Raw genomic sequence first — 23,610 nt, forward strand, 5'->3', positions numbered from 1 at the left:
AAGTCATGAGGTGAGCCCAGTTGCTTAAACTTATCAGAAAGAAGCGGGTGAGGGAGCAGGTTTTCTTAAGGAAGGGAAGCAAACGAAAACTCCTAAAGAAACCAAAACGCCGATTCATTCCTAAGCGTAAGAGATCTTTTGCTCGAGTAAATAGGACAAGTGTCCCCCCTGTCGGTGCGATCATCCTAGCTTCCAATGCAGAAGGAACGATCGAGCATGTGTTGGAGCCATTGGGACGTTTACCATTTAGGGAGATTATCGTCATTGTACACGGCTCTGTAGACCGTACGTTAGATATGGTTAGAAGCCATTCCCGTGCCATTATTATTCATAATCCTCAAAGAATCGAACCAGAGGACGCAAGAGCTTTGGCTGCGAGGATATCGCGGTCAGATTTCTTGCTTTTCATAGAAGGGGACAAGGTTGTAAATGCGGATGAGCTGCTTCCGTGTATTCAGAATGTAGCATTCGGAATTGAAAATGGCACATTAGTAAGGAGGCATGAACTTGCAATTAACGAGCATCATAATTCCGACGTTTAACGGTCTACCTTTGCTGAAAGCCTGTGTCACATCTATCCGCCAGCATACATCCGTGCCTTATGAAATTATAGTTGTGGATAATGGCTCTGGGGACGGAACATCGACTTACTGCCGCAATGAAAATATCAAGTTTGTGGCACTGCCAGCCAATCTCGGTTTTCCAGCTGCATGCAATTACGGTTTGCTTTTTGCGGAAGGTGACTCGTTAATGCTTTTGAATAACGATACAATCGTCACCCCTAATTGGCTGCCCATGTTGCTGAACTGCTTATACAGTCGAGAAGAGGTAGGGATGGTAGGTCCCGTCTCTAACTATGTCAATGGCAAACAAAAAATTCGTGTCCCTTTCACTGGTATTTCGAACATGGCCCACATCTATAATCATGTAAATCCTAGGAAATGGCGGGAAACGAAACGCTTGGTTGGCTTCTGTTTACTATTTAAGCGGAAGCTGGTTGAGCAGGTAGGCGTGTTGGATGAACGATTTGCACCCGGATATTATGAGGATGATGACTTCTCCTACCGTGCGCGATTAGCGGGATATCAGCTGCTCATAGCAGGCGATTGCTTCGTTTATCATCGTGGAAGTGTTAGTTTTCGAAAAAATAGCCGTCGATCTAAGCTCTTGCTGCTGCGACGCAATCGTAAGAAATTTATCCATAAATGGGGCGTCGATCCCTTTCAGTTTATTTAGGCACCGTTTCACTATCAGCGGCATAACGTAGAGTGAAAAAGGTTGTAGGAGGAGTAAGTGTGGAGGAGCGGGTGACGCAAATTATTTCTCATATTGCAGCTTCACATAGCCAAATGGGACGAATATTGGAAACACATCGGCATGTGTCTACGCAAATGGCGGCAATTGCAGGAGATCTGCCGGATTCTCATCCTGAGTTTGCTGGATTGGATATGCTGCAGAAGCGGGCATTACAACTAACCAAAAATGTAACTACTTATTTAAACAGCCTCGCTGAATTGGAAGAAGCTATGGCGATGCAAACGGAATTAGTTATGAAGGAAATCCATGTAACTGATGAGGAATAGAGGGAATGACCTTGGATAGAACAGATCTTTATATGCAAATGTTAGATGCGACAGCCAAGCTGCAATATGAAATAAGTCTGATGCTGGAAGCAAGAGTCGTTGAAGCGTCGAAGTCGCAAAACTGGATTTGTCAGCATATCAATTCGACAAATCTAGAAGGCCATGACCATAAAATGAAAGTAACTGGCCAAATACATGAGAGTGTCATTGAACTGATAGATGGTTTAACAAAGATGGAAAATGCGCTAAATCGCCAGATGAAGGCGTTACTTGGGAAACATCCTTCAGGTTCCGCATTAGGCTTAGGGTCCGACGACGGTATGGAATTCGGCAGCCTGCTTCCGTTTGGCGAGGATGGGAAGCTGTGAAGGAATGGAATCGGGAACGCGTGGAGCTGCATATGTTGATCTCGCTGGCCAGAAGCCAGCGAGCGTTATGCAGAATCATTGAATCTGTAGCGGACCACGTAGAGGGTTCTGAACAGCTCGCTGGTCATGTCGCGGATAATCTGAAGTCGATAAGTGATTATCAGCATGCGTTGATGTTGAAATTAACGAAGCAGCCTACTCGAAAGCGTGTCAATGGCAAGCCGGCTAAGCCATGGTTGAATAAAAATGTGTAGTCACACACCCAAGTACGAACACAAGCGAATGCAAACTTATTAACCCCAACGTACGATTAAACCTGCGTGCGTCAAACCCCCGCCAAATCCATAGAGTAACAAGTTGTCGCCAACCTTAACTTTTCCTTCTCTTATCCCCAAATCCAGCGCAAGAGGGATCGAAGCGGCGGAAGTGTTTCCGAAGTATTCAAGGCTGTATAACGCTTTGTTGATCGAGATCCCACTCTTTTCACAGATGGAGTCTATCATGCGCAGGTTTGCGCTATGAGGGATGAACCAATCAATCGCCGCGAGCGGCAAGCCGCTTTTTTGCAGCAGCACCTCAATGCCCTGCGGTACGGTAGAAACAGCGAATCGGTATACTTCGCGCCCGTTCTGGACAAGCTTCCCTTCCCCTAGCAGCGGATCGCCATTCAGCTCTGACGCCAGTCCCGTCCGGTACACATGCTTAGCGCCTGTACCATCAGATCCCATATGATAAGCGAGGAATGCCGGCTTAGCTTCTTCGCGCTCAACGACGATGGCGCCAGCGCCATCGCCGAATAGGATGCAGGTGGATCGGTCTGTGTAATCTGTGATCTTGGATAAGGCGTCGCCACCGATCACGAGTATTTTGTGATGTACGCCGGCAGCCACAAGCGCACTTGCGGTGTGAAGTGCATAAGCGAATCCAGCACACGTCGCATTGAGATCATAGGCTCCTGCAGCCTGGATACCGAAGTGGGCTTGAACCTGACACGCAACTGGCGTTGATGGTAAATCTGGTGTATGTGTGGACACGATGATAAGGTCTACATCGTCAAGGGAATTTGGGTATCGATCGACCAAATTTTGCACGGCTGCTATACATAAATGGCTGGAGAACTCATGTGCTCCAGCTATTCGGCGCGCTCGAATTCCTGTGCGCTGCACGATCCATTCATCGTTCGTATCGACCATGCGGGAAAGCTCATCGTTAGTCAAAATATGCTCAGGCACATAGGTGCCAATGGCTGAAATTCGGGCTTGCAAGGGGCTGGAGGAAGACATGCGGAACACTCCTTTGGGATTTAGTTTGAAAAAAATTAGCACTAGATATTAGTACTTGGTACTAATTTTAGTTTATGATATGGCTGTGTGCTTTGTCAATGGGAGGATGAAGAAGAATGTACTGAAAAATTCTCACATTTGTTAAGGTTGCGTCGTATTATTTACATGAATTGGTTTTTAATTAAGACAAATTGTTTAATTTTTTGGAAAAAGTTAAAAATTCATAATATGGTTAATTAAAAAACATTTCTAAGTTGAGCGGCATGTGCTATTCTAAATAATAAAAATTCTTCTGGGGTGAAGAGAAATGCAAGTTACTGATGTCGAAAAAGTACCATCCTTGTTTTCCAGAACCAATCCGTTTCAAGCGAAAGTGTTGAAAAATATTAATTTGAACGGTGAAGGCTCCACAAAAGAAACACGCCATATTGAGCTTTCGCTTGAAGGCTCTGGCTTGTCCTATGTGCCTGGCGATTGCTTAGGTGTAGTACCTGACAACGATCCGGAGTTGGTCGCTGGTATCCTTGAGGTTATGAAATGGGATGCGGACACGGCGGTTGTCATTAATAAACAAAACGAAACACTCCCTTTGAAAGAAGCGCTTTTGAAGCATTTCGAGCTTACGCTGTTGTCCAGAAAAATCGTTCAGCAAGCCGTTGAATTTTCCGACAATGAAGCATTGAAGCAGCTTGTGGCAGATACTGAGCAGTTGAAGGCTTATACAGACGGCCGCGATTTGCTGGATTTACTGAGCGAATTCGGACCATGGAAAGCTTCCCCACACGAAATTGTCGCTTTATTAAGAAAAATGCCGCCACGCTTATATTCCATTGCAAGTAGCTTTGCAGCTAATCCAGGTGAAGTTCATCTTACGATCGGTGCTGTTCGCTACATGGCACACGGCCGCGAGCGCAAAGGTGTATGTTCCGTGATGTGTGCAGAGCGCCTGAACGAAGGAGATACCGTTCCTGTCTTTGTTCAACTGAATAAACATTTTAACCTGCCGGAGTCCTCGGAGCAGGATATCATCATGGTAGGTCCTGGTACAGGAATTGCGCCATTCCGTTCCTTTATCCAAGAGCGTGCGGTGAGCAAAGCGACAGGCAAAGCATGGCTGTTCTTTGGTGACCAGCGTTCAGCGACAGATTATCTGTATCAGGAAGAGCTGGAGCAATATCAACAGGCGGGCGCGTTGACCAAAATCGATGTAGCCTTCTCCCGTGATACGGCGCAGAAAGTGTATGTGCAGAATAAAATGCAGGAGAATAGCCACGAGCTATTCGCTTGGCTAGAAGGCGGAGCTTACTTCTACGTGTGTGGCGATAAACAAAACATGGCGAAGGATGTTCACAACACCTTAATCGACATCATTGAAAAAGAAGGTAAGTTGAGCCGCGAAGAGGCTGAAGCCTATTTGAATGGCTTGCAAGAGCAAGGGCGTTACCAACGTGACGTTTATTAATTGAAAATAGGTAAGGCGAGTAAGCTGAATATCAGCTTGCTCGCCTTTTTTGTTGACGTTAGCGCGATTATCGAACCGTTCCAAGATATCTTCTTTGACGTTTTGCTTTTCTAGCATGCAGAAGTTCATATACCGTTGGGACCATGATCAACGTGAAGATCGTTGCTGAAGTCAGACCGCCGATAACCACTACTGCTAAGCCTCGGGAAACGATGCTGCCTTCTTCGGCTTTGGCAAGAACAAGCGGCACCATCGCACAAATGGTAGCTACGGCTGTCATCAAGATCGGACGCATCCGTGTAGCCGCTGCTTCAAGCAAGGATTCACGAATAGTCATGTGTTCTTCGTTTTGCTTCACACGATCAATCAAGACGATGGCATTCGTGACGACGATACCGATCAGCATCAAGAATCCGAAGATCGACGTAACGTCGAAGGATGTCTTGGTGATCATCATCCCGACAATCGCACCGACGGCCGCAAAAGGAAGGGATACCATGCTCGCGATTGGTGCACGGAAGGATTTAAACGTGATGACCATGATCAGCAGTACGATTCCAATGGAGATTCCCATGGTCATGAACAAGTCGGCAAAATCACTGGATTGCTCAGCAGATGCTCCGCCAACGCTCAAAGCAATATGGGCTGGAAGCTTGAGATCTTTGGTGTTTTTCGTGATCTCTGTGTTGATTTTGGATAGTTTAGTTGAGTCTACGAGTGCCGTCACACGCAAGAATTGTTGACTATCCTTATGAAGGATCGTGTTGGACTCATTTGTTTTTTCGATCTTCGCAACGGAGGTCAAGGCAGCTGGACCCGTTGCTGTCATGATTTGAATATTCGATAGGTCGGAAACCGTCGAAGGATTAATTAAAGCATCTAACACAACAGGTATTTCTTTGTTCTCCAGCTTCATCGAACCAATGGGTGTTGGGTTCATCAGAGAGCGAATTGTACCTGCAATTTCCTCAGGTTTAGCCAGAGCAGGATCAACTGTAATCGAATAGCCAGGTTTGGTTACATTTTGATTACTCGTAACTTTCTCAACACCTTCAATACCTTTAATTGCCGCAATGACATCCGCTGCAGCTTGATCTAAGCTCTTGGCGGAATCTCCTGTTAAATCAACGGTAATCGCGGAACCGCTGCTACCATCGAAGCCACCGCCGCCTGCTTGCAAATCAGCGTCCGGATATTTGGATTTTTGAGTGATTACCTGGTCGATAAAGTGCTGTGTATCCACATCTTTCTTCATGAATACTTGGAAAGTTGCGATTGTTGGAGGTGCGACGCTGCCCCATTTTGCATTATCTTCGGTATTTCCTTGTTGCAGAATAAGATGATCAAGCTCACTTTGTTCGAGCATGAATTTTTCTAGTTCCATTGCTTTTTCGCGCACGGTAGAAATCGGAGTTTCAGGTGCGTAGGAAAGCGTGACACTCAACTGGCTTGCTGTGGAACCTGCAACTGCACCTTTTGGCATGACGAAGTATAGAGCAATCGAACCGCCAAACAGAATAAGCGAAACAAGAATGGAGATGAACTTATGGTTCAAGCTCCAGGATAAGATGTTTCTAAGACCCTGCGACTCTTTATGCTCCTTTAATTTCGTTTTGCGCAGCAACCAAGCGCTCATCACAGGTACGACGGTTAATGCAACCAGCAAGGAGGACAGCAGAGAGTAGGTAACGGTTAAGGCAAAAGGAAGCAGGAACGCTTGTAATGAGCCTTTCAAAAGTCCAAGCGGTAGGAACACTGCAACGGTTGTTAAAGTAGAAGCAGTAATCGCTCTAGCGACCTCACGCGTTGCATCAAGGATTAATTCCTTGGAGAACTCCGTCTTCTGGGTTCTTCGGAAAATATTTTCAATAACAACGATACTATCATCCACGAGCCGTCCTACGGCTACTGCGACCCCGCCAAGGGTCAAGATATTCAGTGTCACACCAGATTGGGAAAGCAGGAACAATGTTAATCCAAGTGAAAGAGGGATAGAAACGATCGTAATGAACGTGGAACGAACATTTCTTAGGAAGATCAGAATCACAATTGTCGCGAATAAGGCGCCAAGTAACACTTCTCTCATCATACTGTTCACGGAAGTGACCACAGATTCAGCCGTGGAATAAATCACTTCTGCCGTTGCATTCGGGTATTTCGTTGCGATTTCTTCTGAGATTTTATCTACTTCCTTACTGATATCAACCGCATTGGAGCTAGCATCCTTGGTTACTACCAAGGTAAGGGAATCTTTGCCGTTAATACGGGTCAGTGTATCTTTGTTTGCAGCAACTTCAACAGTGGCAACATCTTTTAACTTGACGCCAGGTGCAACGGTTAAATTAGTAAGCGTATTCAGGTCGTTTAGGTTCCCCACGACCTTAATGGCACTTGTTTTGCCATCGATGGGCCTTTCACCGACATTGACAGTCACGTTCTGCCCTTGAAGGACACCCATCAGCACCTGAGCAGGCAATTTCGCACTAGCCAGCTTATCTTTATCAGGGTGAATAATCACCTGGGAAACGGATGTGCCACCAAGCGCTACGCTAGCAAGTCCTCTGATTTTCTGAAACTCAGGTAATATTTTCTCTTGTGCTAGCTCAACATTTTGCTTGGTGATGCCATCTTTGAAGTTAAGGGATACCCAGGAGAGTGGAATCATCGAGGTATTTAATCGAATAACGAAAGGCTTCGACATCCCCGCAGGGAGAACAATCGAGGAGAGTGCTTCTTGCACGCTAGCTTGGGCATCCTTCATTTTAATATCCGAATCAAATGTCATATCAATTTTCATGAAGCCGTCGGATGATGTGGAGAATATTTCTTTCTTACCCGGCACACTGGAGACAGCTTTCTCTATAGGTGTAGTTGCACTATCTAGCATGGATTTAGCATCGTAGCCTTGGCCGACGACCGTAACACTAATCTGTGGGAAATCTGCACTTGGGAGAAATTCCATTGGCAATTTAAAATAACTACCGATTCCCGTGCCTAAAATTAATATCACCAAAAAAATGACTGCTGCTTTGTTACTAAAAGCCCATTTCGTAAACCATGTCACACGACTCGCTCCCTTTCATGATCTATCTCTTTATTTCTCTAGGCACAAGTATAGCGATATCAATCTTAATGCGAATATGGCTGTGGGATGGTTTCAACTCAGACTACAGTCGGAGAAATCCCTAAAGTGTAGAATTCCATCTTCTGATTGATATATGTAAATAAGGGATTAGGTAGATAGAATTTTCATGATTTGGATAAAAGATCAACTCGAAGGAAATGCTACCCTTATCGTCCATCTTGTGACGAAGATACTGAAGACGACGGGAAGTGAACGTAACGCATGTTACAAGGCAAAAAGAGGTTGATCTGGATAGTCCTCATCTGTGTGGTCTTGTTCAGTGCTTCCACAACGACTGTTTTTGCGTATGGCAAAGGTGCAAAAGGCCCAGATGTATACGCGGTTCAAGGGATGTTGAAGTCTCTTGGTTACTACTCGGGACCGATTACAGGCTATTATGGTAATCAAACACAAGCTGGGGTTAAAGCGTTTCAAAGTAGATATGGTTTGCCAGTAACGGGAAATGTTGATGATCAAACCTTACAATCCATCCTGTGGGCTTATGGTAATTTGAAGATTCCCAAGAAGGCGACGCCAACGCCAACGCCAGTACCAACACCGGCGCCGGATATACCGAGTCCAACACCTGCTCCACAGGTTCCCTCAACGTCAGGATTAACGGTAGAAGAGCAGCAAATGCTGGATCTTGTGAATAAAGAGCGAACGGCTATTGGTCTCGCTGCGCTTACAGCTGATCTAGAGTTGACCAAAACAGCCCGTCTAAAAAGCCAAGATATGGTGGATAACAAATATTTCTCCCATGACTCACCAACGTATGGTTCACCATTCGATATGATGGAGAAATTCGGAATTACGTATAATGCAGCAGGGGAGAACATTGCTTGTAACCAAAGCGTTCAAGCAGCTCATGAAGCTTTAATGAACTCTCCAGGACATAAAGCGAATATACTTAGCAAAGATTACACGCATATTGGTATCGGCATTGTAGATGGCGGGCCGTGCGGTAAAATGTTCACCCAACAGTTTATTGGTAAATAGACAACATAGGAAAAAGGACGTAACGGATGCGTGAGCATTCATTACGTCCTTTTTGTTTCAACGATGCTTATGTGGCAGATACAGGTTTAATTGCTTCGGTCCATTCCGTATACTTCTGGAGTGCTGCACCTTGCTCAATCGCATGACGGGCCATATAGATGCCTTCTTCAATGGAGCCAGCTTTCTGGGAAATCCACAAACGGACAGCACTGTTGAGCAGTACCATATTTAAGTAGGGGAGTGAAGCATCGCCGCGAAGGACAGAAAGTGTGGTCTCTGCTTGCAGTTCAGCCGTCCATTCCTGGGCTGGCACTTCAACCATCAGCTCATAAATTTCAGGATCTACAATGAATAACTCACTTGCCCCGTCTTGGATAAGGTAGGTTCTTGTACGTTTATCAACACCTAAGTCCTCTGAGCCCTCCATACCCTGCACCACAATACCGCGAGAAACACCTAATTCAATGAGCAAATTCGTGATTTTCTCAAAAACAGTGCCGTGAAACACACCAACAGCCATATAGGGAGCTTCTGTAAAACGCAGCAGCTTCTCCGCCGTATTGAACACGGTTCTCAAACCGAGTTCTTTACGAATTTCGCGCAGCTCGCCAAGCGGTTCACACCAGCTTTCGGTCGGTGTGAATAAGAAGCCTGTTCGCGCCGCAGCAGAAACTAATGCTTCACGTGATGCTTCAAGTGCATTTACCCCCATTGCTGTAAGCACATCGGACAAGGTGATGCCCCATTTAGGAGGCATGCTAGGGCTGCCATGCAAAGTTGTTGGCAATCCGCAGGCTGCGAGTACGAATGCGGTCGGTAATGTTGCGATAAATGTGCGAGTGCGACCATCATAGGGACCGGCACAATCGATACTTCCTGCCATGGGATAAGTGCTAATACGTTGTCGTAAGGCATGAATAAAGGCTTTGATTTCATCAGGTGATTCCATTTTAATTCGCTCAGCTACAAGAAAAGCGCCGATCTGAGCTTGGGTGGCTGCACCGGTTAGGATGAGTTCGGCTGCTTGAGCCGCTTCTTCATAGGTAAGGTCTCTGGCTCCGCGTTTACCGCGGCCTACTTCTTTTAATAAGGATATCATCGTTTGCGGCCCCCTTTGTTCTGATCCTGTAGTATCTGATATACCTTGACGATGGAGGTTGCGACGTCGACCATACGCTTACGTTCATTCATAGCTTGTTTACGGAGGAAATCATAAGCTTCAGCTTCCGAGATACCTTTGATTTCGCATAAAATTCGCTTCGCCTGATCAACCCACTTACGTTCTTCAAGCTTGGACAGCAGTTGTTCGCGCTCCTGATGCCACTCGGTTCGTTGGAAATAATGGTTCACACCCAGTATCAACGCACAATGAATTTCTAGTGGGCTCATCGTGGGACCGATCAAGCCATCTATTCCCGCATCCATCTTACATTCATTAGAAGGAAAAGTTTGCGTATCACACCACCAGAATATGGGAAGACTCCGCTGTGCAAGCAAGCGTATACGCCAATCTGTGACTTGTTCGGGACCTACTGATAATAATACAGCATCGACCTTAGGGATGATAAAGGAAATTTCTTTCATATTAGATGAAGTATAAATGCGGAACCCCAAATCCTTCATGATTTCATCAGGTAAAAATTCTTTTCCTTGCATGTCTTCCGTTCGAACAGCATGTGAGGGCTCAGAGGAGGCAGCTGAGCGAGTTGTCATGAACTCGTCGACCAGAATGAATGATTGCAACATGGGAATACCTCCATCTTGAATAACTTTAACTCATGACAAGTACATGTTAGGTTTCGATCTTATTTGGTATTATTATACGGCAATACTATAGCATATGCACCTGAAATTTGTCGATATGCTACTCAAATTCTCTGATATAATTTTTTGTGTTAAGTTTATTGACATAGAATTAAGTGCATCGTATAATCAAGTTAAGAAATCGGCACAATGATGTGCCACTTAACGAAGGCAACGGCGCCTATCCCCTTACAAATACGTAACTGGATAGGCTTTTTATGTTCATTGTTATGAAAAAACTACATCTATCATGCTGTTCACGAGGAAGTGGCAGCAGTGGCAATGAGGCCGATAAACATCCCGTGACTGATAGGGTATGTTTGTCGGCCTTTTCTGTCAACGCGCAGTCAAACAAATGGATAGGACAAAAAGAAGGCGAAAAGCCTCACAAAAGGAGAGGGATTGCATGGTAGATCGGAAAAGTTTTATGCAAGTAGGGCACAAAGGGTCTTTGTTCAGTTCATTCTTGTATTTTGACATGAGTTTCATGGTCTGGGTGCTTCTTGGACCGCTAGCTGTCATCCTAGCCAAAGATTTTGGGTTGGATGCCGCACAAAAAGCTAATTTGGTTGCTTTACCAACTTTAGGGGGGGCGGTCCTACGACTAGTACTTGGCGTACTAACGGATAAAATTGGTCCTAAACTAACAGGACAGATTGGGCTTTCTCTTACCTTAATTCCATTATTCTGGGGATGGCAGTTCGCTAACACGATGGGAGATATGTATTTTGTAGCTCTAATGCTAGGTATCGCAGGAGCAAGCTTTGCTGCAGCACTACCGCTCGCTAGCAGCTGGTACCCGCCACAGTATCAAGGATTAGCAATGGGGATTGCAGGTGCAGGAAATAGCGGGACGATTTTCGCTACCTTGTTTGCAAATCGTTTAGCACAACATTATGGAGATTGGCACGTTGTTTTCGGGGTTGCCATGATTCCAATTGCAATAACACTAGTCATTTTCAGTATTTTGGCAAAGGATAGTCCCAATAAACCAGCACCAAAAACGATTGCAGAGTACGGTAAAGTATTGAAACAGAAGGATTCGTGGTTGTTCTGTATTTTCTATAGTGTAACTTTCGGTGGTTTTGTAGGAATGGCATCTTATCTTACGATTTTCTTTAATACACAATATGGGCTTTCTCCTGTGCGTGCTGCAGACTTTACAACTTTATGTGTCATCGGTGGTAGCTTCTTCCGTCCCGTTGGAGGATGGCTTGCAGATAAGATTGGCGGAATTCGTATGTTAATGGTTCTATATGGTGTTGTTGGATTAATGATGGCAGGTATCTCGACGCTTCCAGCACTTTCATTGACGACAGTCATGCTCTTCGTTGCTATGATGGCCTTCGGAATGGGAAATGGTTCGGTATTCCAACTCGTGCCACAGCGTTTCAAAGCGGAAATTGGTGTGATGACAGGAATTGTTGGAGCAGCAGGGGGATTAGGTGGTTACTTCTTGCCTAAAATTCTTGGAAACCTGAAATTATCCACGGGTTCTTTCACACCAGGCTTCCTGATTCTGAGTGGAATTGCACTAAGTTGTATCGTCATTATTGCGGTTGTTCAAGGGCAATGGAAACGTACATGGATTGGCGAAGGCGGTAAGGTGAAAGTAGCGTCTTCGAGCATGGATACGATTCAGGCTTAACATAAGCAGGGAACGCCGCTGATTCTACGTGGTCAGCGGCACATCCAGTAAGGTTTTTGCTCATGCAGCCTGCTCATCAGGCTGTATGGGCAAAGACGTTACGACTAGCGTCTTTGCAGTTCTTTTCGAACAATCGAACTGCTCAAGCTCCATATCCCAAATTTGTCATTTGGGAGCCCTGCTCCTAAATGACCCTTTTTTCACAACTACTCAAATTCAATTGAATGCCATAGTAAATGGATGGAAGGATGATCACAATGACAGTCAAAAAAGAGAAGCTAGTCCTGGTCGGAAATGGAATGGCGGGTGTTAATGCCGTTGAACATTTACTAAAACTGGCACCCGATAAATATGAGGTTACGATTTTCGGTAGTGAACCGCATCCGAACTACAATAGAATCTTGTTGTCCTATGTGCTCTCCGGCGATTCAAAGGTTGAGGATATCGTTATCCACCCTTATGAATGGTATACGAACAATAACATTACATTATATACGAATCAAACCATCACGGGCATCGACACACTGGCTCAAACCGTCACGAGCGATAAAGGCTTGACCGTTTCTTATGATAAATTAATTTTGGCAACGGGTTCTAATCCATTCATGATTCCTATGCCAGGTGCAGACAAAGAAGGCGTTATGGCCTATAGAACGATTCGCGACTGTGAAATCATGATTGAGTCGGCTAAAAAGTACAAGAAAGCGATCGTCATCGGCGGCGGTTTGCTGGGTTTAGAAGCAGCGCGTGGCTTCCTCAATCTCGGTATGAAAGTCGATGTTGTTCACATCGTCGATACGATTATGGAGCGTCAACTGGATCGCACAGCGTCCAAAATGCTGCAAGCTGCTCTTGAAGAGCAAGGTATCAACTTTCTGTTAGAGAAGCAATCGGCAGAAATTGTGGGAGACAAACGGGTGACAGGGCTTAAATTTAAGGATGGTACGATAGCTGAAGCGGATCTAATCGTCATGGCGGTAGGTATTCGTCCTAATGTAGCCCTTGCGAAAGAAGCTGGCGTTGAGTGTAATCCAGGCATTATTGTCAATGATTACTTGCAAACTAGCGTTCCGAATGTGTATGCCGTTGGTGAATGTGCGATGCACAGAGGCATCGCCTATGGTCTAGTTGCACCGCTCTATGAGCAAGGTGCCGTACTGGCAAAGCATTTGGCTGGCGTAGAAACAGGCCCGTATGAAGGCTCTATTTTGTACACGAAGCTCAAAGTATCCGGTGTTGATGTATTCTCAGGCGGTCAATTCGTTGAGGCGGAAGGAACCAAAGCAATTCGTATTCACGATGAATTCTCTGGTGTCTATAAGAAAGTCGTTATTAAAGATAATAAAATTATCGGTGCGGTACTCTTTGGTGATACAGCTGATGGTACGCGACTTATGCAAATGATTCGAGAAGAAACAGATATTAGCGGTATGGGAAAAACGGCGATTCTAACGGACGGTTCGAGTGGCGGTGGTGGTGCGGCTTCCGGGGTTGCAGAGATGAAGGATGACGCGATTATCTGTGGTTGTAACGGTGTAACGAAAGGGACGATTTGTTCCGCCATTAAGGATCAGGGATTAACGACTGTAGATGAAGTGAAGAACTGTACAACGGCATCGCGTTCCTGTGGAGGCTGTAAGCCATTAGTCAGTGATCTGTTGGCTTTCACCCTTGGGGCTTCTTATGATAAAAACGCAGCGAAAGAAACAATCTGTGGCTGTACAACGCACACGCGAGATGAAGTAGTGACGGCTATTCGGGAAAAAGGATTATCTCATGTGCGCGAAGTGATGAACGTCCTTGAATGGAAAAATGAAGAAGGCTGCTCCAAATGCCGTCCAGCACTCAATTATTATTTGGGCATGATTAGCCCTGAAACGTATAAAGATGACAGCACGTCCCGTTTCGTGAACGAGCGTATGCATGCCAATATACAAAAAGACGGTACGTACTCCGTTGTCCCACGAATTTATGGTGGTGTTACGAATCCGACAGAGCTTAAGCGCATTGCAGAGGTTGCTGAACAATTCAACGTACCGACGGTGAAATTTACTGGCGGACAACGACTCGACTTGTTAGGTGTGAAAAAAGAAGATTTGACCGCCATGTGGGAAGCATTGGATATGCCATCAGGGTACGCTTACGGTAAAGCCTTACGGACAGTGAAAACATGTGTCGGCGAAACCTTCTGTCGTTTCGGTACGGGGGATGCGATGGGTGTTGGTATCGAGTTGGAGAAACGTTTTGAACGCTTGAATACGCCAGCCAAAGTGAAGCTTGCTGTTTCAGGTTGTCCGCGAAATTGTGCGGAATCCGGAATTAAAGATCTAGGAGTCGTATCTGTCGATGGTGGCTGGGAGCTGTATGCAGGTGGTAACGGTGGCGTAAAAGTCCGCGTAGGTGATTTGATGAGCACGGTGAAGACCGAAGAAGAGATCATCGAATATACAGAAGCTTATCTGCAATACTACCGCGAAACGGGTAAATACGGCGAGCGTACGAGTGAATGGGTACACCGTCTAGGAATCGATCATATTCGTGATGTTGTCCAAAATGACCAAGAGCGTAAGCAATTGTGTGAACGCATGGATTTGGCGCTATCCGTGACACAAGATCCATGGAAGCAAGCCATTGATAGCAAGAAAATCCAACGCGATCTATATGAAGTTGTTGAACTGAAATAGAAATAGAGAGATAAACAGGGAGGAGCAGAGAAGATGATAACACAAAATGAGCAAATGATTTGGGTGCAAGCCGTTTCTTATGAGGATTTAGCCTTTAATACAGGGAAGACGATTCGATATCAAGGGGAAGAGGTTGCCTTATTCAAATTGAAAAGTGGTAAGCTTCAAGCGATTCAGAATCGTTGTCCGCATAAAGAGGGCGTCCTTGCCGAAGGCATCGTCTGTGATGACCACGTGTTCTGCCCTATGCATGATCGCAAGATCCATTTGCCTTCCGGACTCGTGCAAGCACCTGATACAGGTTGCGTGAAAACGTACTTGACTAAAGTGGATGACGGTACCGTTTTTATCGGATTTCCGATCAATGATGAAATGGCTTGTTAGCCCTTATATAACTCTTATATACCTATAAAGAGAGCTTGATCTGCGGGGGTGGGAGCGTTGAAAACAGCACTGGTAACATTATCGGATGAACAGCCCTCCTCCCATTGTTGCTTTTGCAGTATGCAGTGTGGATTGGAGATACTACCCAGTGATAAGGCAGAAGGTTTAACGATTAAGCCGAGCGCGAATTTCCCAGTTGCAACAGGCCGATTATGTCAAAAAGGTCTGAATGCTTTGGAGCATGTCGTTCATTCGGAACGAATTCTGGAGCCGCTTCATAGGGAAGTCGCAAGAGTAGGCCATTGGCAGCCGGTTTCTTGGGCTCATGCGTATTCAGATATTGCGAAGAGGATTACATCGTTGCAGGCTGAACATGGGCGTGATGCGATTGGCGTCTATGGCGGCGGATCGTTGACGAATGAAGTAAGTTACTTACTTGGTAAGTTTACGCGTGTGGCGCTTAGGTCCAAATATATCGATTATAACGGTCGTTATTGTATGTCATCAGCTGCGGCTGCGAGTAATAAAGCTTTCGGAATTGATCGTGGGATGACTATGCCTTTATCGGAAATTCCAAATGCGAAATATATCATTCTAGCGGGTACGAATATTGCGGAGTGCCAGCCTACGATGATGCCTTATCTATTAGAAGCAAAGAAAAAAGGCGCCGTGATTGTGACCATTGATCCGCGCAATACGATGACCTCCAAGACGGCAGATATTCATGTGAGACTTCAACCTGGTTTTGACTCCGTCTTCATTAATGGGCTACTCCATGTCATGATTGCCGAGAACCTCATTGATCAGAAGTTCGTTCAATCACGTACATCTGGTTTCGAACAAGTGAAAGAAGCAGTCAAATCGTTCACACCAGCTCGCGTTGAATATTTAACTGGCGTACTTGAAGCGGTGATTCGTACAATTGCACGCGGCTTTGCGAAGGCAGAGACGGGGATCGTGCTAACGGCAAGAGGTTTGGAGCAACAAGTGAATGGGGTTGAGAATACACTCAATTACATTAACCTGACACTGCTCACGGGTAAAATAGGGCGTTCTGGCTGCGGCTATGGCGCTGTGACTGGTCAAGCAAACGGCCAAGGTGGACGTGAGCATGGGCAAAAAGCCGACCAGCTGCCAGGCTACCGCTTGATCGAAGATCCTGCTGCTCGTGAACATGTGGCGAAAGTATGGGGCATTGATCCAAGTGAGCTACCAGGTAAAGGTGTTTCCGCCTATGAATTGCTGCAGAAAATCGATGAAGGTGAAATTAAAGCATTAATCGTACTGGGCTCTAATCCACTAGTTTCTAGCCCGAATAATAAGATGGTAGAGCGTGCCTTACAAAAGCTAGAATTACTCGTGGTCGTAGATATGTTCGAGACCGAAACGGCACGGTATGCGCATTATTTGTTGCCTGGTTCATCTTTTGCTGAAGCGGAAGGAACCATGACCAACCTGGAGGGGCGAGTGTTCCATCGCAGGAAAGCCATGGAGCTTCCGGGGAATTGCAAACTGGACTATCACATTATCAGCGAACTAGCTGATGCGCTAGGACGAGGCGCCTACTTTCAATATGCGGGTATTGAAGACGTGTTTCGTGAACTAGCTGCAGCTACCGCAGGTGGCAAAGCCGATTATAGCGGCATCACCTATGAACGTTTGCAAAAAGAGAAAGGGATCTTCTGGCCATGTGGGTCAGCCGACCATCCGGGAACACCACAATTATTCCAAGATCGTTTTCATCATGCGGATGGGAAAGCCATATTATTCGGCATACAGCCGAAAATGCCTGCCGAGCCTATTGATAGCGACTTTCCGTTCGTGCTCACAACGGGCCGTCTGGCCAACCATTATTTAAGCGGTGCGCAGACGCGCCGAACCGAAGCTCTTAATAAGAAGGCACCCGTTCCGGTTGCCGAAATTCATCCGTCTTTGGCCAAGCGAATCGGCCTAAGTGTGGAACAAAAAATCCGGATCACAAGCCGGCGTGGATCTCTCGTTTTTCAAGTCAAGGTCACCGAGGGGATTCAACCTCGCACCGTCTTCGTTCCTTTCCATTGGGGCGACGAGCATTCGATCAACGTGTTGACGAATGATGCCTTGGATCCAACGAGTCGGATGCCGGAGTTTAAGATATGCGCTGTGAAGGTTGAGCGAGTGGAATGAAATAGAGTGCCCCAGTTGGATTTCAACTGGGGGTGTTTGTTTTGGTTAACAACCCGTACCCCGTACCCCCACCATCCACCAACCAGTCCCCCAGCAACTAGCACTCAGCCAACCTCCACTTGCGATCCCGACTTACAACCTCCCACCACATGCTACATCTGTTACTTTAAATGGATTTTCTACAGCTATTATGAAGGGAAATCAACGGAAATTCTAATTAGATGGAAAAGGTACAGTTAATTTAACCCATTTACCTCGATATTGCTAAAGTGAGCAAATATAACTACATAAAATCCATCTAAACTCAATTTCAGCGCGTTTTGAGTGAATTTAGATGTACAAAATCCAGCTAATTCGTGTGTGGGGTCGGTGGTTGGATAGTTACTTGGCAAGTTGATAGCTACATCGGCCAGTATGGTAGTGGTAAGTAGAGTGGCTGAAACTCAAAACAAACATAAAAGCCCCCGTTTCCCTCCGAAGGAGGGTGGGTGGCTTGCATGGATCCCTTTGCTGACGGAATCAGATCTTTAATTCCCCAAGCTTAATCAGTTCTACAACCGCTTGTGAACGACCCTTTACGTTCAGCTTTTGCATGACGTTCGATATATGATTCCTCACAGTCTTTTCACTTATGAAAAGCTGCTGTGCGATATCCTTTGTCGTTTTGTCCTGCACTAAGAGTTCGAATACTTCGCGTTCGCGGTTCGTAAGTAAAAATTTGTTTTTGTGGTCGCTGCCCATGGATGTGTGTCACCCCTCCTTGCTCGGGTATTGGGAATTACAAGGTTAAGGGATACAGTCAAAATTAGTTTATGAAGGGCTGATGTCAATGGTGCGGTATATGTGAAAAATAGGCGGAATGTATTTTTGAGTTTCAGCGCGAGGCGTGGTAAGCTGAATTGAGGTGTATTTGAAACCGAGAGGAGCTGCTTCGGATGTTCAGGCGTGATTATTTGATGCGACAGATTGAACAATTGACGGTGGTGCTGCATCGGATTCTTTTTAACAAGGAACATATCCCGATTGAAGATGCGCAGAGACAGTTAGATGAAGCAAGTCGTCATTTATTGGGTTTGAATATCCGTTCCCTCCAGTCTTTGTCCAGTAAGGATATTCTGGAATTGCTATCCTACCAAGGGAGCATAGATACAGCGAAGGCGTTAGTCATTAGCGATATGTTTGTGGGGCAAGGTGAGCTGTTGAAGCAGCATGAGGAAGATGGGGAGGCCTATTGGGCGCACCTGAAGTCCTTAGATTTACTTCTGCATTTGTCTTTGTCGGAAGAAGTTGAGCCTGAGGATGAGGTTAATGATGAGATTGCCACTCGGATGGTTACGAGTTTGAATTATCTTCAAGGCTGGGAAATCCCAGAGGGAATGAAGAGGCAACTTTTTTTACATTATGAGAAACAAAGCAATTATGCGAAGGTTGAAGATGTTTTGTTTCATTATATGGAGGATCACCCGGAGAAGTCAGAACTGCCAAAGCAAGGTCTCATTTTTTATGAAAAGCTGCTTCAGGTTGAGGACGAGCAGTTGAAGGCTGGGAATTTTAGCAAGGAAGAAGCGCTAGAGGGTTTGCGGATTATGAAAAAACGGCTGCTCTTATAACATTTTATCGTAGAAATTTAATCACAAAGCTGAAGGTGTTGAAAAGATGGCGTGGTACCAAGAAAGTTTTGGCGATGATTATTTACTTGTGTATAAACATAGAGATATGCAGGGTGCTTACCATGAAGTGAAGAAAATGGTGAATTGGTTGGACTTGGAGCAAGGGGCTCGTCTTTTGGATCTCTGTTGTGGAATGGGACGGCATTCGTTGGCGCTTTCGGAGCTTGGTTATACCGTAACTGGCGTTGATTTGTCGAAAGTACTGTTACAGGAAGCCGTCAAGCAGGGTGGAGAAGAGCGAGTGACATGGGTTCACGGTGATATGCGGAATGTGCCACTAAGTGAGCCGTTCGATGCGGTAGTGAATTTGTTTACGTCTTTTGGCTATTTTGATGAAGATGAGCAGAATGAGAAAGTGCTTCATGAAATGTATCGGCTTTTAAAAAAAGAAGGTCGATTCATTATCGATTTTCTGAATCCGGTTTATGTGAAAGCGAACTTGGTCGCGCAGTCCGAACGGAAGGAAGAGGATTTGACCATTCGTGAGTCGAGAACAATCGAAGACGGTTGTGTGCGCAAACGGATTATGATTTCGCAAGCGGGTGCACCAGATCGGCATTATTTGGAGCAGGTGAAATTGTACGAGCGTCCGGTGTTTGAGGCGATGTTGGTCAAAGCTGGATTACATATTGATCATGTCTTTGGTGACTATGAAGGCCAGGCTTATTCGCCAGAAACTTCGAGTCGGATGATTTTTGTTGGACATAAGGAAGGATGACTACCGGGATATGAACGTCGTGACCGTACATACAGATGAAATAACACAAGTGAAGGTGCCGTTGCCATTTCCTTTGCGTTGGGTGAATGCTTACTTGATTCGTGGCAGCAAAGGTTACACTGTGATCGATCCGGGACTGCATACCCCGGAAGCAGAGGCGCTCTGGGAGCAAGTGCTCAAAGAGCAAGGGATCGGGTATGAGCACGTGGAACAAATTGTGCTCACCCACCACCATCCCGACCACTACGGGATGGCTGGTTGGTTCCAAGAGCGCACAGGCGCGCCGGTTCTCCTATCGGAGACCGGATACGCGCAGGTGCAGCTCCTGTGGGGCCCGGAGCAGCCGATGTCTCCGCTGCTCCTCGAGCTGTTCGCCCGGCATGGCTTCCCTGAAGCCGGGATGGAAGAGATGACGAAGCACATGGTGAGCTTCGTCGATCTGGTCTCCCCGCAGCCGCAGGTTACCCTGCTGCGTGAAGGGCCTGTGCGCCTCGGCGACCGCGTCTATGAAGCCATCGAGACCCCCGGCCATGCCGCGGGGCATCTCGTCTTCTACGACGCTGAGGCGCAGGTGATGTTTTGCGGCGACCACGTCCTGCCGCAAATATCGCCGAACGTTTCCTTCCTCCCGCAGGTGGAAGAAAACCCGCTCGGCGCATACCTGAGCAGCCTGCAGGAGATCAGCGGGCTGCCGGTTGTGATGGCTTACCCGGGGCACCGGGAGCCATGGCAGGGCTTTGGCGCGCGCGCAGAGGAGCTCGTGCGCCATCACCATGAGCGGCTTGCGCTCATGGAAGGGCAGCTAAGCGCGCCGCAGAGCGCTTATGAGGTGTGCCGGGCGACGTTCGGCGACCGACTGAGCGTGCACCAGCTGCGATTCGCGCTGTCGGAGACGATCGCGCACTTGATTCTGCTGGAGGCCGAGGGCCGCATCCAGCAGGTGGATCCGCAAGCAGATCGCGTGTCCTACGTCGCGATTTCTAAATAAAGAAAACCCTCCAACTATGTCATAGTTGGAGGGTTTTCTTTGCTTCTATAACGTAAGTCCCAGCTTACCTTTACATAGCCTTGAAGTAAGGGAACCAAGATCCTCTATTTTGCTCCTAAGCAGCCGATTTCACCCAGAGGGGGAACGTAGATCCCTTATTTCTTCCGAAATGGTGCCGAAAACCCATTTTTCTTCAATTTAGCGTCCCTACGTTCCCTAGCACCTGCACTTACCCCGATTTTCATCCGAATAGCGCCAGTACGTTCCCTTTCGCACTTTCAATAACCAGTCAATTGTTCCTAATCGTACACTATCGTTTCAGACTCTTACTTCAACGGCTTACTATACGTCGGCGTATGGTTATGCGCTAACCGACCACAAGCTGCCGCAACAATCCCACAGACCATATCATCGATAAACGTATTGCATTTACCATCTGCGTGATCACTATCGAGCTCTTCGATAATGCCGATTTTGGCTTTATCAAGATAGCCGAAATTCGTGAGCGCAATGGTTCCGTACATGAGAGGAACGGCAGTTGCGATGCTTTCATCGACGCCGAAAAGTCCTTCGTCCATCCCCACAATATGATTGTATTGAGGGTTGAATTCTTTGGCTTCGACAGCGGTATCAATCTTGATCGCGAGTTGGAGCGCATGAAAGGTTTGCTGTTTGCGAAGTACCGCCAGAATATGCTCTTCACAGAGACTGCGTGGCATATCTGGATTGTAAGGACGTTGCAACTGGTCAAGGATCTCGACCATATCATCCAGAAGAACACCTCGTGCCTCAAGCATTTGCAGATTGCGTTTGGAGTAATCCATCTTCACGCTATCCGAAATAATGACACTTGCGGTTGATGCGACAATTGCACAAATCCCCTTGGAGATGAAGGATTTAGGTCTTTTCGTCGGGAAAAAGAAGCGGAATTTGCAGTCGATGAAACCGAAGAGTGAGATCGCACCGCTCCCGTATAATCCGCAAATGGACATCGCAATTGTGCGATGAACGTTATAGGCAGGGTCTTTCATGCTCGCTAGCAGTTCTGCATCATGTTTCACCTTTTTTTGAAGCTCCATGAGTGTAGACATGACGTTGAATGTTTCTGTTTTACTTAATACCCCGAGCAGTGTGGTTGTGATCAAATCGGTGGGGATTTTCTTGATGCCTTTTATTTCAACAAGCAATCTAGCAACAGCTTCCTCAATGACAGCTTGTGGATAATGACTGAAAACCTCTTCTCGAAATTCATTGAAAATGAGGGTCTTTTCCTTCAGAAATGTTCTCATTACAAGACCTCCTTCATCCAATATCAGAAAGTAGTTATTGCAACTGATAGTGGTTTTTTATTTCAGTTTCATGCTGGTATTCAGTATAGCATATGAGTTCGAATTGACGAAGATTGGTGATAATCCTCGTAGTCATTAAGTTTTTTTGTGATTCATAGAAAGGTGGACAAAAAGTAGTTATAAATCGGACAAAGCCTCGTATACATAGTAATACGAAAAAGCATCGTACAGGCCATGCGAATAGCAAAAATCGAAGGAGGAAATAAGCAAATGAAACATCAACATTGGATTCGTTCAGCCGCTTTAGCGGGGGTGATTGTTCTACTGACCACGGGATGTTCGATTTTGGGCAGTGGAAAGAAGAGTGACATCGATGCACCTCCTGGGGCGGGTACAGACGTAGATGTGAAGACGACTTCAGCAGCGGTTACAGTCGACATGTCTGAAGATATTACGTCACAAATGACGGTGTATGTGAAAGATGCCAAAGGCTTCGTGACACCGTTAAGTCTAGCTTTACCTAAGACAGTCTCCGTTGCTAAGACGACATTAGAGTACATGGTTGATGGCGGACCAGAAACGAGTCAGCTGCCTTCAGGTTTCCAAGCACTTCTACCGAAGGGGACTAAGGTTATTAGTTTAAATGTAAAATCAGACAAAAGTGCTACGGTTGATTTCTCCAAAGAATTCCTCAACTACGATGTGAAGGATGAGCGCAAGCTCCTTGAGGCTATCACGTGGAACTTGACGAACTTCCCTACGATCGATAAGGTTCAACTGCGTGTAGATGGCAAGGACCTGAAAGAGATGCCAAAGGGCCGAACACCTCTTGATGTACCATTAGCGCGCACGATGGGGATCAATCTGGAAAAAGCAGAGGATACCGAATTTGGTCAAGCTACTCCGGTTACACTCTATTTCCTAAATCAAAATGATCAAAATTACAAATATTATGTCCCTGTGACTCGACTTATAAAGAGAACGGACGATGTTGCGAAGGCTGTTGTCGAGCAGTTAATTAAAGGGCCAGATCAGAAGAAAGGACTTGCTGCTGTCCTCAATGCAACGACAGAGTTGAAGAGCATTAAGCCAGGCGAGGGTCTCATCACCGTGGACTTCTCTAACAAGCTGCTGGGAACGGATCAGAAAGCTTCAGCCGATGCGTTGCAATCCGTCATCTTGTCTTTAACTGAGAACACAACATTTAAACAGGTACAAATTAAGGTGGATGGCGCTGTGAAAATTACGTCTACAGATAATCAAAACTACAGTAAGCCTGTCCTGAGACCCGCGCATATTAATCCTGCGATCAAGCTTTAATCGTATTGATAACCAACGTTCCACCAGGTGATTCCAACGTTCTTAACGGTGGAGTCCCTGGTGGTTTTTCGGTTTTTTCCATATTGACTAGTGTTAGGATGCTTTTCCTTGATGAGTTTGT

At 46.1% G+C, this 23,610-nt stretch carries 21 protein-coding genes; 15 read left to right on the forward strand and 6 right to left on the reverse strand.

The window, feature by feature from the left end; genetic code table 11:
• Positions 1 to 20 precede the first annotated feature (20 nt).
• Genes ASL11_RS04425 through ASL11_RS04445 form a run of 5 tightly spaced genes read left to right on the forward strand, consistent with a single transcriptional unit; the run spans position 21 to position 2,205 of the window.
• The gene (locus ASL11_RS04425) at positions 21 to 542 is read left to right on the forward strand and encodes a glycosyltransferase (protein ID WP_056610247.1); all 522 of its coding nucleotides are present in this window, start codon (positions 21 to 23) and stop codon (positions 540 to 542) included.
• The gene (locus ASL11_RS04430) at positions 502 to 1,236 is read left to right on the forward strand and encodes a glycosyltransferase family 2 protein (RefSeq protein ID WP_327205085.1); all 735 of its coding nucleotides are present in this window, start codon (positions 502 to 504) and stop codon (positions 1,234 to 1,236) included. Before ASL11_RS04425 ends, ASL11_RS04430 begins: the two co-directional genes overlap by 41 nt.
• 59 nt (positions 1,237 to 1,295) lie before the next feature.
• Entirely contained in the window at positions 1,296 to 1,583 is a 288-nt protein-coding gene (locus ASL11_RS04435) for a hypothetical protein (protein WP_056610251.1), read from the forward strand.
• Between the two features lie 5 nt (positions 1,584 to 1,588).
• Positions 1,589 to 1,951: a hypothetical protein gene (locus ASL11_RS04440; protein ID WP_056610253.1), complete on the forward strand. Its 363-nt coding sequence runs from the start codon at positions 1,589 to 1,591 to the stop codon at positions 1,949 to 1,951.
• On the forward strand, positions 1,948 to 2,205 hold the full coding sequence (locus tag ASL11_RS04445; RefSeq protein WP_082595251.1) for a hypothetical protein: 258 nt from the start codon (positions 1,948 to 1,950) through the stop codon (positions 2,203 to 2,205). The genes ASL11_RS04440 and ASL11_RS04445 overlap by 4 nt, the downstream gene beginning before the upstream one ends.
• Positions 2,206 to 2,244: 39 nt before the next feature.
• Here ASL11_RS04445 and ASL11_RS04450 read toward each other — a convergent pair whose 3' ends face one another.
• A complete protein-coding gene (locus ASL11_RS04450) occupies positions 2,245 to 3,234 on the reverse strand; it encodes a ketoacyl-ACP synthase III (RefSeq protein ID WP_056610255.1) in 990 nt (329 codons plus the stop codon).
• Positions 3,235 to 3,541: 307 nt separating this feature from the next.
• Between ASL11_RS04450 and ASL11_RS04455 the strand changes: the two genes are divergently transcribed.
• The gene (locus ASL11_RS04455; RefSeq protein ID WP_056610257.1) at positions 3,542 to 4,696 is read left to right on the forward strand and encodes a sulfite reductase subunit alpha; all 1,155 of its coding nucleotides are present in this window, start codon (positions 3,542 to 3,544) and stop codon (positions 4,694 to 4,696) included.
• A 67-nt stretch (positions 4,697 to 4,763) separates the two neighbouring features.
• Here the strand turns inward: ASL11_RS04455 and ASL11_RS04460 are convergent, their stop codons facing one another.
• Positions 4,764 to 7,760, reverse strand: coding sequence for an efflux RND transporter permease subunit (locus tag ASL11_RS04460; RefSeq protein ID WP_056610259.1), 2,997 nt, complete (start codon positions 7,758 to 7,760; stop codon positions 4,764 to 4,766).
• 282 nt (positions 7,761 to 8,042) lie between these two features.
• Between ASL11_RS04460 and ASL11_RS04465 the strand changes: the two genes are divergently transcribed.
• The gene (locus tag ASL11_RS04465) at positions 8,043 to 8,819 is read left to right on the forward strand and encodes a peptidoglycan-binding protein (RefSeq protein WP_056610260.1); all 777 of its coding nucleotides are present in this window, start codon (positions 8,043 to 8,045) and stop codon (positions 8,817 to 8,819) included.
• A gap of 67 nt (positions 8,820 to 8,886) precedes the next feature.
• Here the strand turns inward: ASL11_RS04465 and ASL11_RS04470 are convergent, their stop codons facing one another.
• The gene (locus ASL11_RS04470) at positions 8,887 to 9,918 is read right to left on the reverse strand and encodes an anthranilate phosphoribosyltransferase (protein WP_056610262.1); all 1,032 of its coding nucleotides are present in this window, start codon (positions 9,916 to 9,918) and stop codon (positions 8,887 to 8,889) included.
• On the reverse strand, positions 9,915 to 10,565 hold the full coding sequence (locus ASL11_RS04475; RefSeq protein WP_235550374.1) for an ANTAR domain-containing response regulator: 651 nt from the start codon (positions 10,563 to 10,565) through the stop codon (positions 9,915 to 9,917). Before ASL11_RS04475 ends, ASL11_RS04470 begins: the two co-directional genes overlap by 4 nt.
• Before the next feature lie 463 nt (positions 10,566 to 11,028).
• On the opposite strand from ASL11_RS04475, the gene ASL11_RS04480 reads away from it, so the two are divergent.
• The 4 genes from ASL11_RS04480 to ASL11_RS04495 all read left to right on the forward strand — a co-directional run bounded on the left by ASL11_RS04480 (position 11,029) and on the right by ASL11_RS04495 (position 17,504).
• Positions 11,029 to 12,270: a nitrate/nitrite transporter gene (locus ASL11_RS04480; protein WP_056610264.1), complete on the forward strand. Its 1,242-nt coding sequence runs from the start codon at positions 11,029 to 11,031 to the stop codon at positions 12,268 to 12,270.
• Between the two features lie 257 nt (positions 12,271 to 12,527).
• On the forward strand, positions 12,528 to 14,954 hold the full coding sequence (gene nirB, locus ASL11_RS04485; RefSeq protein ID WP_056610266.1) for a nitrite reductase large subunit NirB: 2,427 nt from the start codon (positions 12,528 to 12,530) through the stop codon (positions 14,952 to 14,954).
• A gap of 33 nt (positions 14,955 to 14,987) precedes the next feature.
• Entirely contained in the window at positions 14,988 to 15,338 is a 351-nt protein-coding gene (gene nirD, locus ASL11_RS04490) for a nitrite reductase small subunit NirD (RefSeq protein ID WP_063795473.1), read from the forward strand.
• A 57-nt stretch (positions 15,339 to 15,395) separates the two neighbouring features.
• Positions 15,396 to 17,504 (forward strand): molybdopterin oxidoreductase family protein, encoded by a 2,109-nt coding sequence (locus tag ASL11_RS04495; RefSeq protein WP_235550375.1) that lies wholly within the window; start codon positions 15,396 to 15,398, stop codon positions 17,502 to 17,504.
• Between the two features lie 519 nt (positions 17,505 to 18,023).
• On the opposite strand, the gene ASL11_RS04500 is transcribed toward ASL11_RS04495, so the two are convergent.
• Positions 18,024 to 18,245, reverse strand: a complete 222-nt coding sequence (locus tag ASL11_RS04500) for a helix-turn-helix domain-containing protein (RefSeq protein WP_028556998.1) — start codon at positions 18,243 to 18,245, stop codon at positions 18,024 to 18,026.
• Between the two features lie 194 nt (positions 18,246 to 18,439).
• On the opposite strand from ASL11_RS04500, the gene ASL11_RS04505 reads away from it, so the two are divergent.
• The 3 genes from ASL11_RS04505 to ASL11_RS04515 are packed head-to-tail and all read left to right on the forward strand — an operon-like array spanning position 18,440 to position 20,880.
• Positions 18,440 to 19,114, forward strand: a complete 675-nt coding sequence (locus tag ASL11_RS04505) for a DUF6483 family protein (RefSeq protein WP_056610268.1) — start codon at positions 18,440 to 18,442, stop codon at positions 19,112 to 19,114.
• A 46-nt stretch (positions 19,115 to 19,160) separates the two neighbouring features.
• Positions 19,161 to 19,892, forward strand: a complete 732-nt coding sequence (locus ASL11_RS04510; RefSeq protein ID WP_056610269.1) for a class I SAM-dependent methyltransferase — start codon at positions 19,161 to 19,163, stop codon at positions 19,890 to 19,892.
• A gap of 10 nt (positions 19,893 to 19,902) precedes the next feature.
• Positions 19,903 to 20,880 carry an MBL fold metallo-hydrolase gene (locus ASL11_RS04515; protein ID WP_056610271.1) on the forward strand — a complete coding sequence of 326 codons (978 nt, stop codon included), beginning with the start codon at positions 19,903 to 19,905 and terminating at the stop codon, positions 20,878 to 20,880.
• A gap of 326 nt (positions 20,881 to 21,206) precedes the next feature.
• On the opposite strand, the gene ASL11_RS35615 is transcribed toward ASL11_RS04515, so the two are convergent.
• Positions 21,207 to 22,169, reverse strand: a complete 963-nt coding sequence (locus ASL11_RS35615) for a phosphatidylglycerophosphatase A family protein (RefSeq protein ID WP_056610274.1) — start codon at positions 22,167 to 22,169, stop codon at positions 21,207 to 21,209.
• Between the two features lie 270 nt (positions 22,170 to 22,439).
• Between ASL11_RS35615 and ASL11_RS04525 the strand changes: the two genes are divergently transcribed.
• The gene (locus ASL11_RS04525) at positions 22,440 to 23,489 is read left to right on the forward strand and encodes a GerMN domain-containing protein (RefSeq protein WP_056610277.1); all 1,050 of its coding nucleotides are present in this window, start codon (positions 22,440 to 22,442) and stop codon (positions 23,487 to 23,489) included.
• Positions 23,490 to 23,610 lie beyond the last annotated feature (121 nt).

The organism is Paenibacillus sp. Soil750 (assembly GCF_001428045.1).
In the GTDB taxonomy this organism is placed as follows: Bacteria; Bacillota; Bacilli; order Paenibacillales; family NBRC-103111; genus Paenibacillus_E; species Paenibacillus_E allorhizoplanae.

Bases quoted from the DNA above. Each gene is read 5' to 3' on its own strand.
- ASL11_RS35615 (WP_056610274.1), bottom strand. From the start codon at position 22,169: ATGAGAACATTTCTGAAGGAAAAGACCCTCATTTTCAATGAATTTCGA.
- ASL11_RS04515 (WP_056610271.1), top strand. From the start codon at position 19,903: ATGAACGTCGTGACCGTACATACAGATGAAATAACACAAGTGAAGGTG.
- nirB (WP_056610266.1), top strand. From the start codon at position 12,528: ATGACAGTCAAAAAAGAGAAGCTAGTCCTGGTCGGAAATGGAATGGCG.
- ASL11_RS04500 (WP_028556998.1), bottom strand. From the start codon at position 18,245: ATGGGCAGCGACCACAAAAACAAATTTTTACTTACGAACCGCGAACGC.
- ASL11_RS04450 (WP_056610255.1), bottom strand. From the start codon at position 3,234: ATGTCTTCCTCCAGCCCCTTGCAAGCCCGAATTTCAGCCATTGGCACC.
- ASL11_RS04465 (WP_056610260.1), top strand. From the start codon at position 8,043: ATGTTACAAGGCAAAAAGAGGTTGATCTGGATAGTCCTCATCTGTGTG.
- ASL11_RS04505 (WP_056610268.1), top strand. From the start codon at position 18,440: ATGTTCAGGCGTGATTATTTGATGCGACAGATTGAACAATTGACGGTG.
- ASL11_RS04525 (WP_056610277.1), top strand. From the start codon at position 22,440: ATGAAACATCAACATTGGATTCGTTCAGCCGCTTTAGCGGGGGTGATT.
- ASL11_RS04480 (WP_056610264.1), top strand. From the start codon at position 11,029: ATGGTAGATCGGAAAAGTTTTATGCAAGTAGGGCACAAAGGGTCTTTG.
- nirD (WP_063795473.1), top strand. From the start codon at position 14,988: ATGATAACACAAAATGAGCAAATGATTTGGGTGCAAGCCGTTTCTTAT.
- ASL11_RS04455 (WP_056610257.1), top strand. From the start codon at position 3,542: ATGCAAGTTACTGATGTCGAAAAAGTACCATCCTTGTTTTCCAGAACC.
- ASL11_RS04510 (WP_056610269.1), top strand. From the start codon at position 19,161: ATGGCGTGGTACCAAGAAAGTTTTGGCGATGATTATTTACTTGTGTAT.
- ASL11_RS04430 (WP_327205085.1), top strand. From the start codon at position 502: ATGAACTTGCAATTAACGAGCATCATAATTCCGACGTTTAACGGTCTA.
- ASL11_RS04475 (WP_235550374.1), bottom strand. From the start codon at position 10,565: ATGTTGCAATCATTCATTCTGGTCGACGAGTTCATGACAACTCGCTCA.
- ASL11_RS04440 (WP_056610253.1), top strand. From the start codon at position 1,589: ATGACCTTGGATAGAACAGATCTTTATATGCAAATGTTAGATGCGACA.
- ASL11_RS04470 (WP_056610262.1), bottom strand. From the start codon at position 9,918: ATGATATCCTTATTAAAAGAAGTAGGCCGCGGTAAACGCGGAGCCAGA.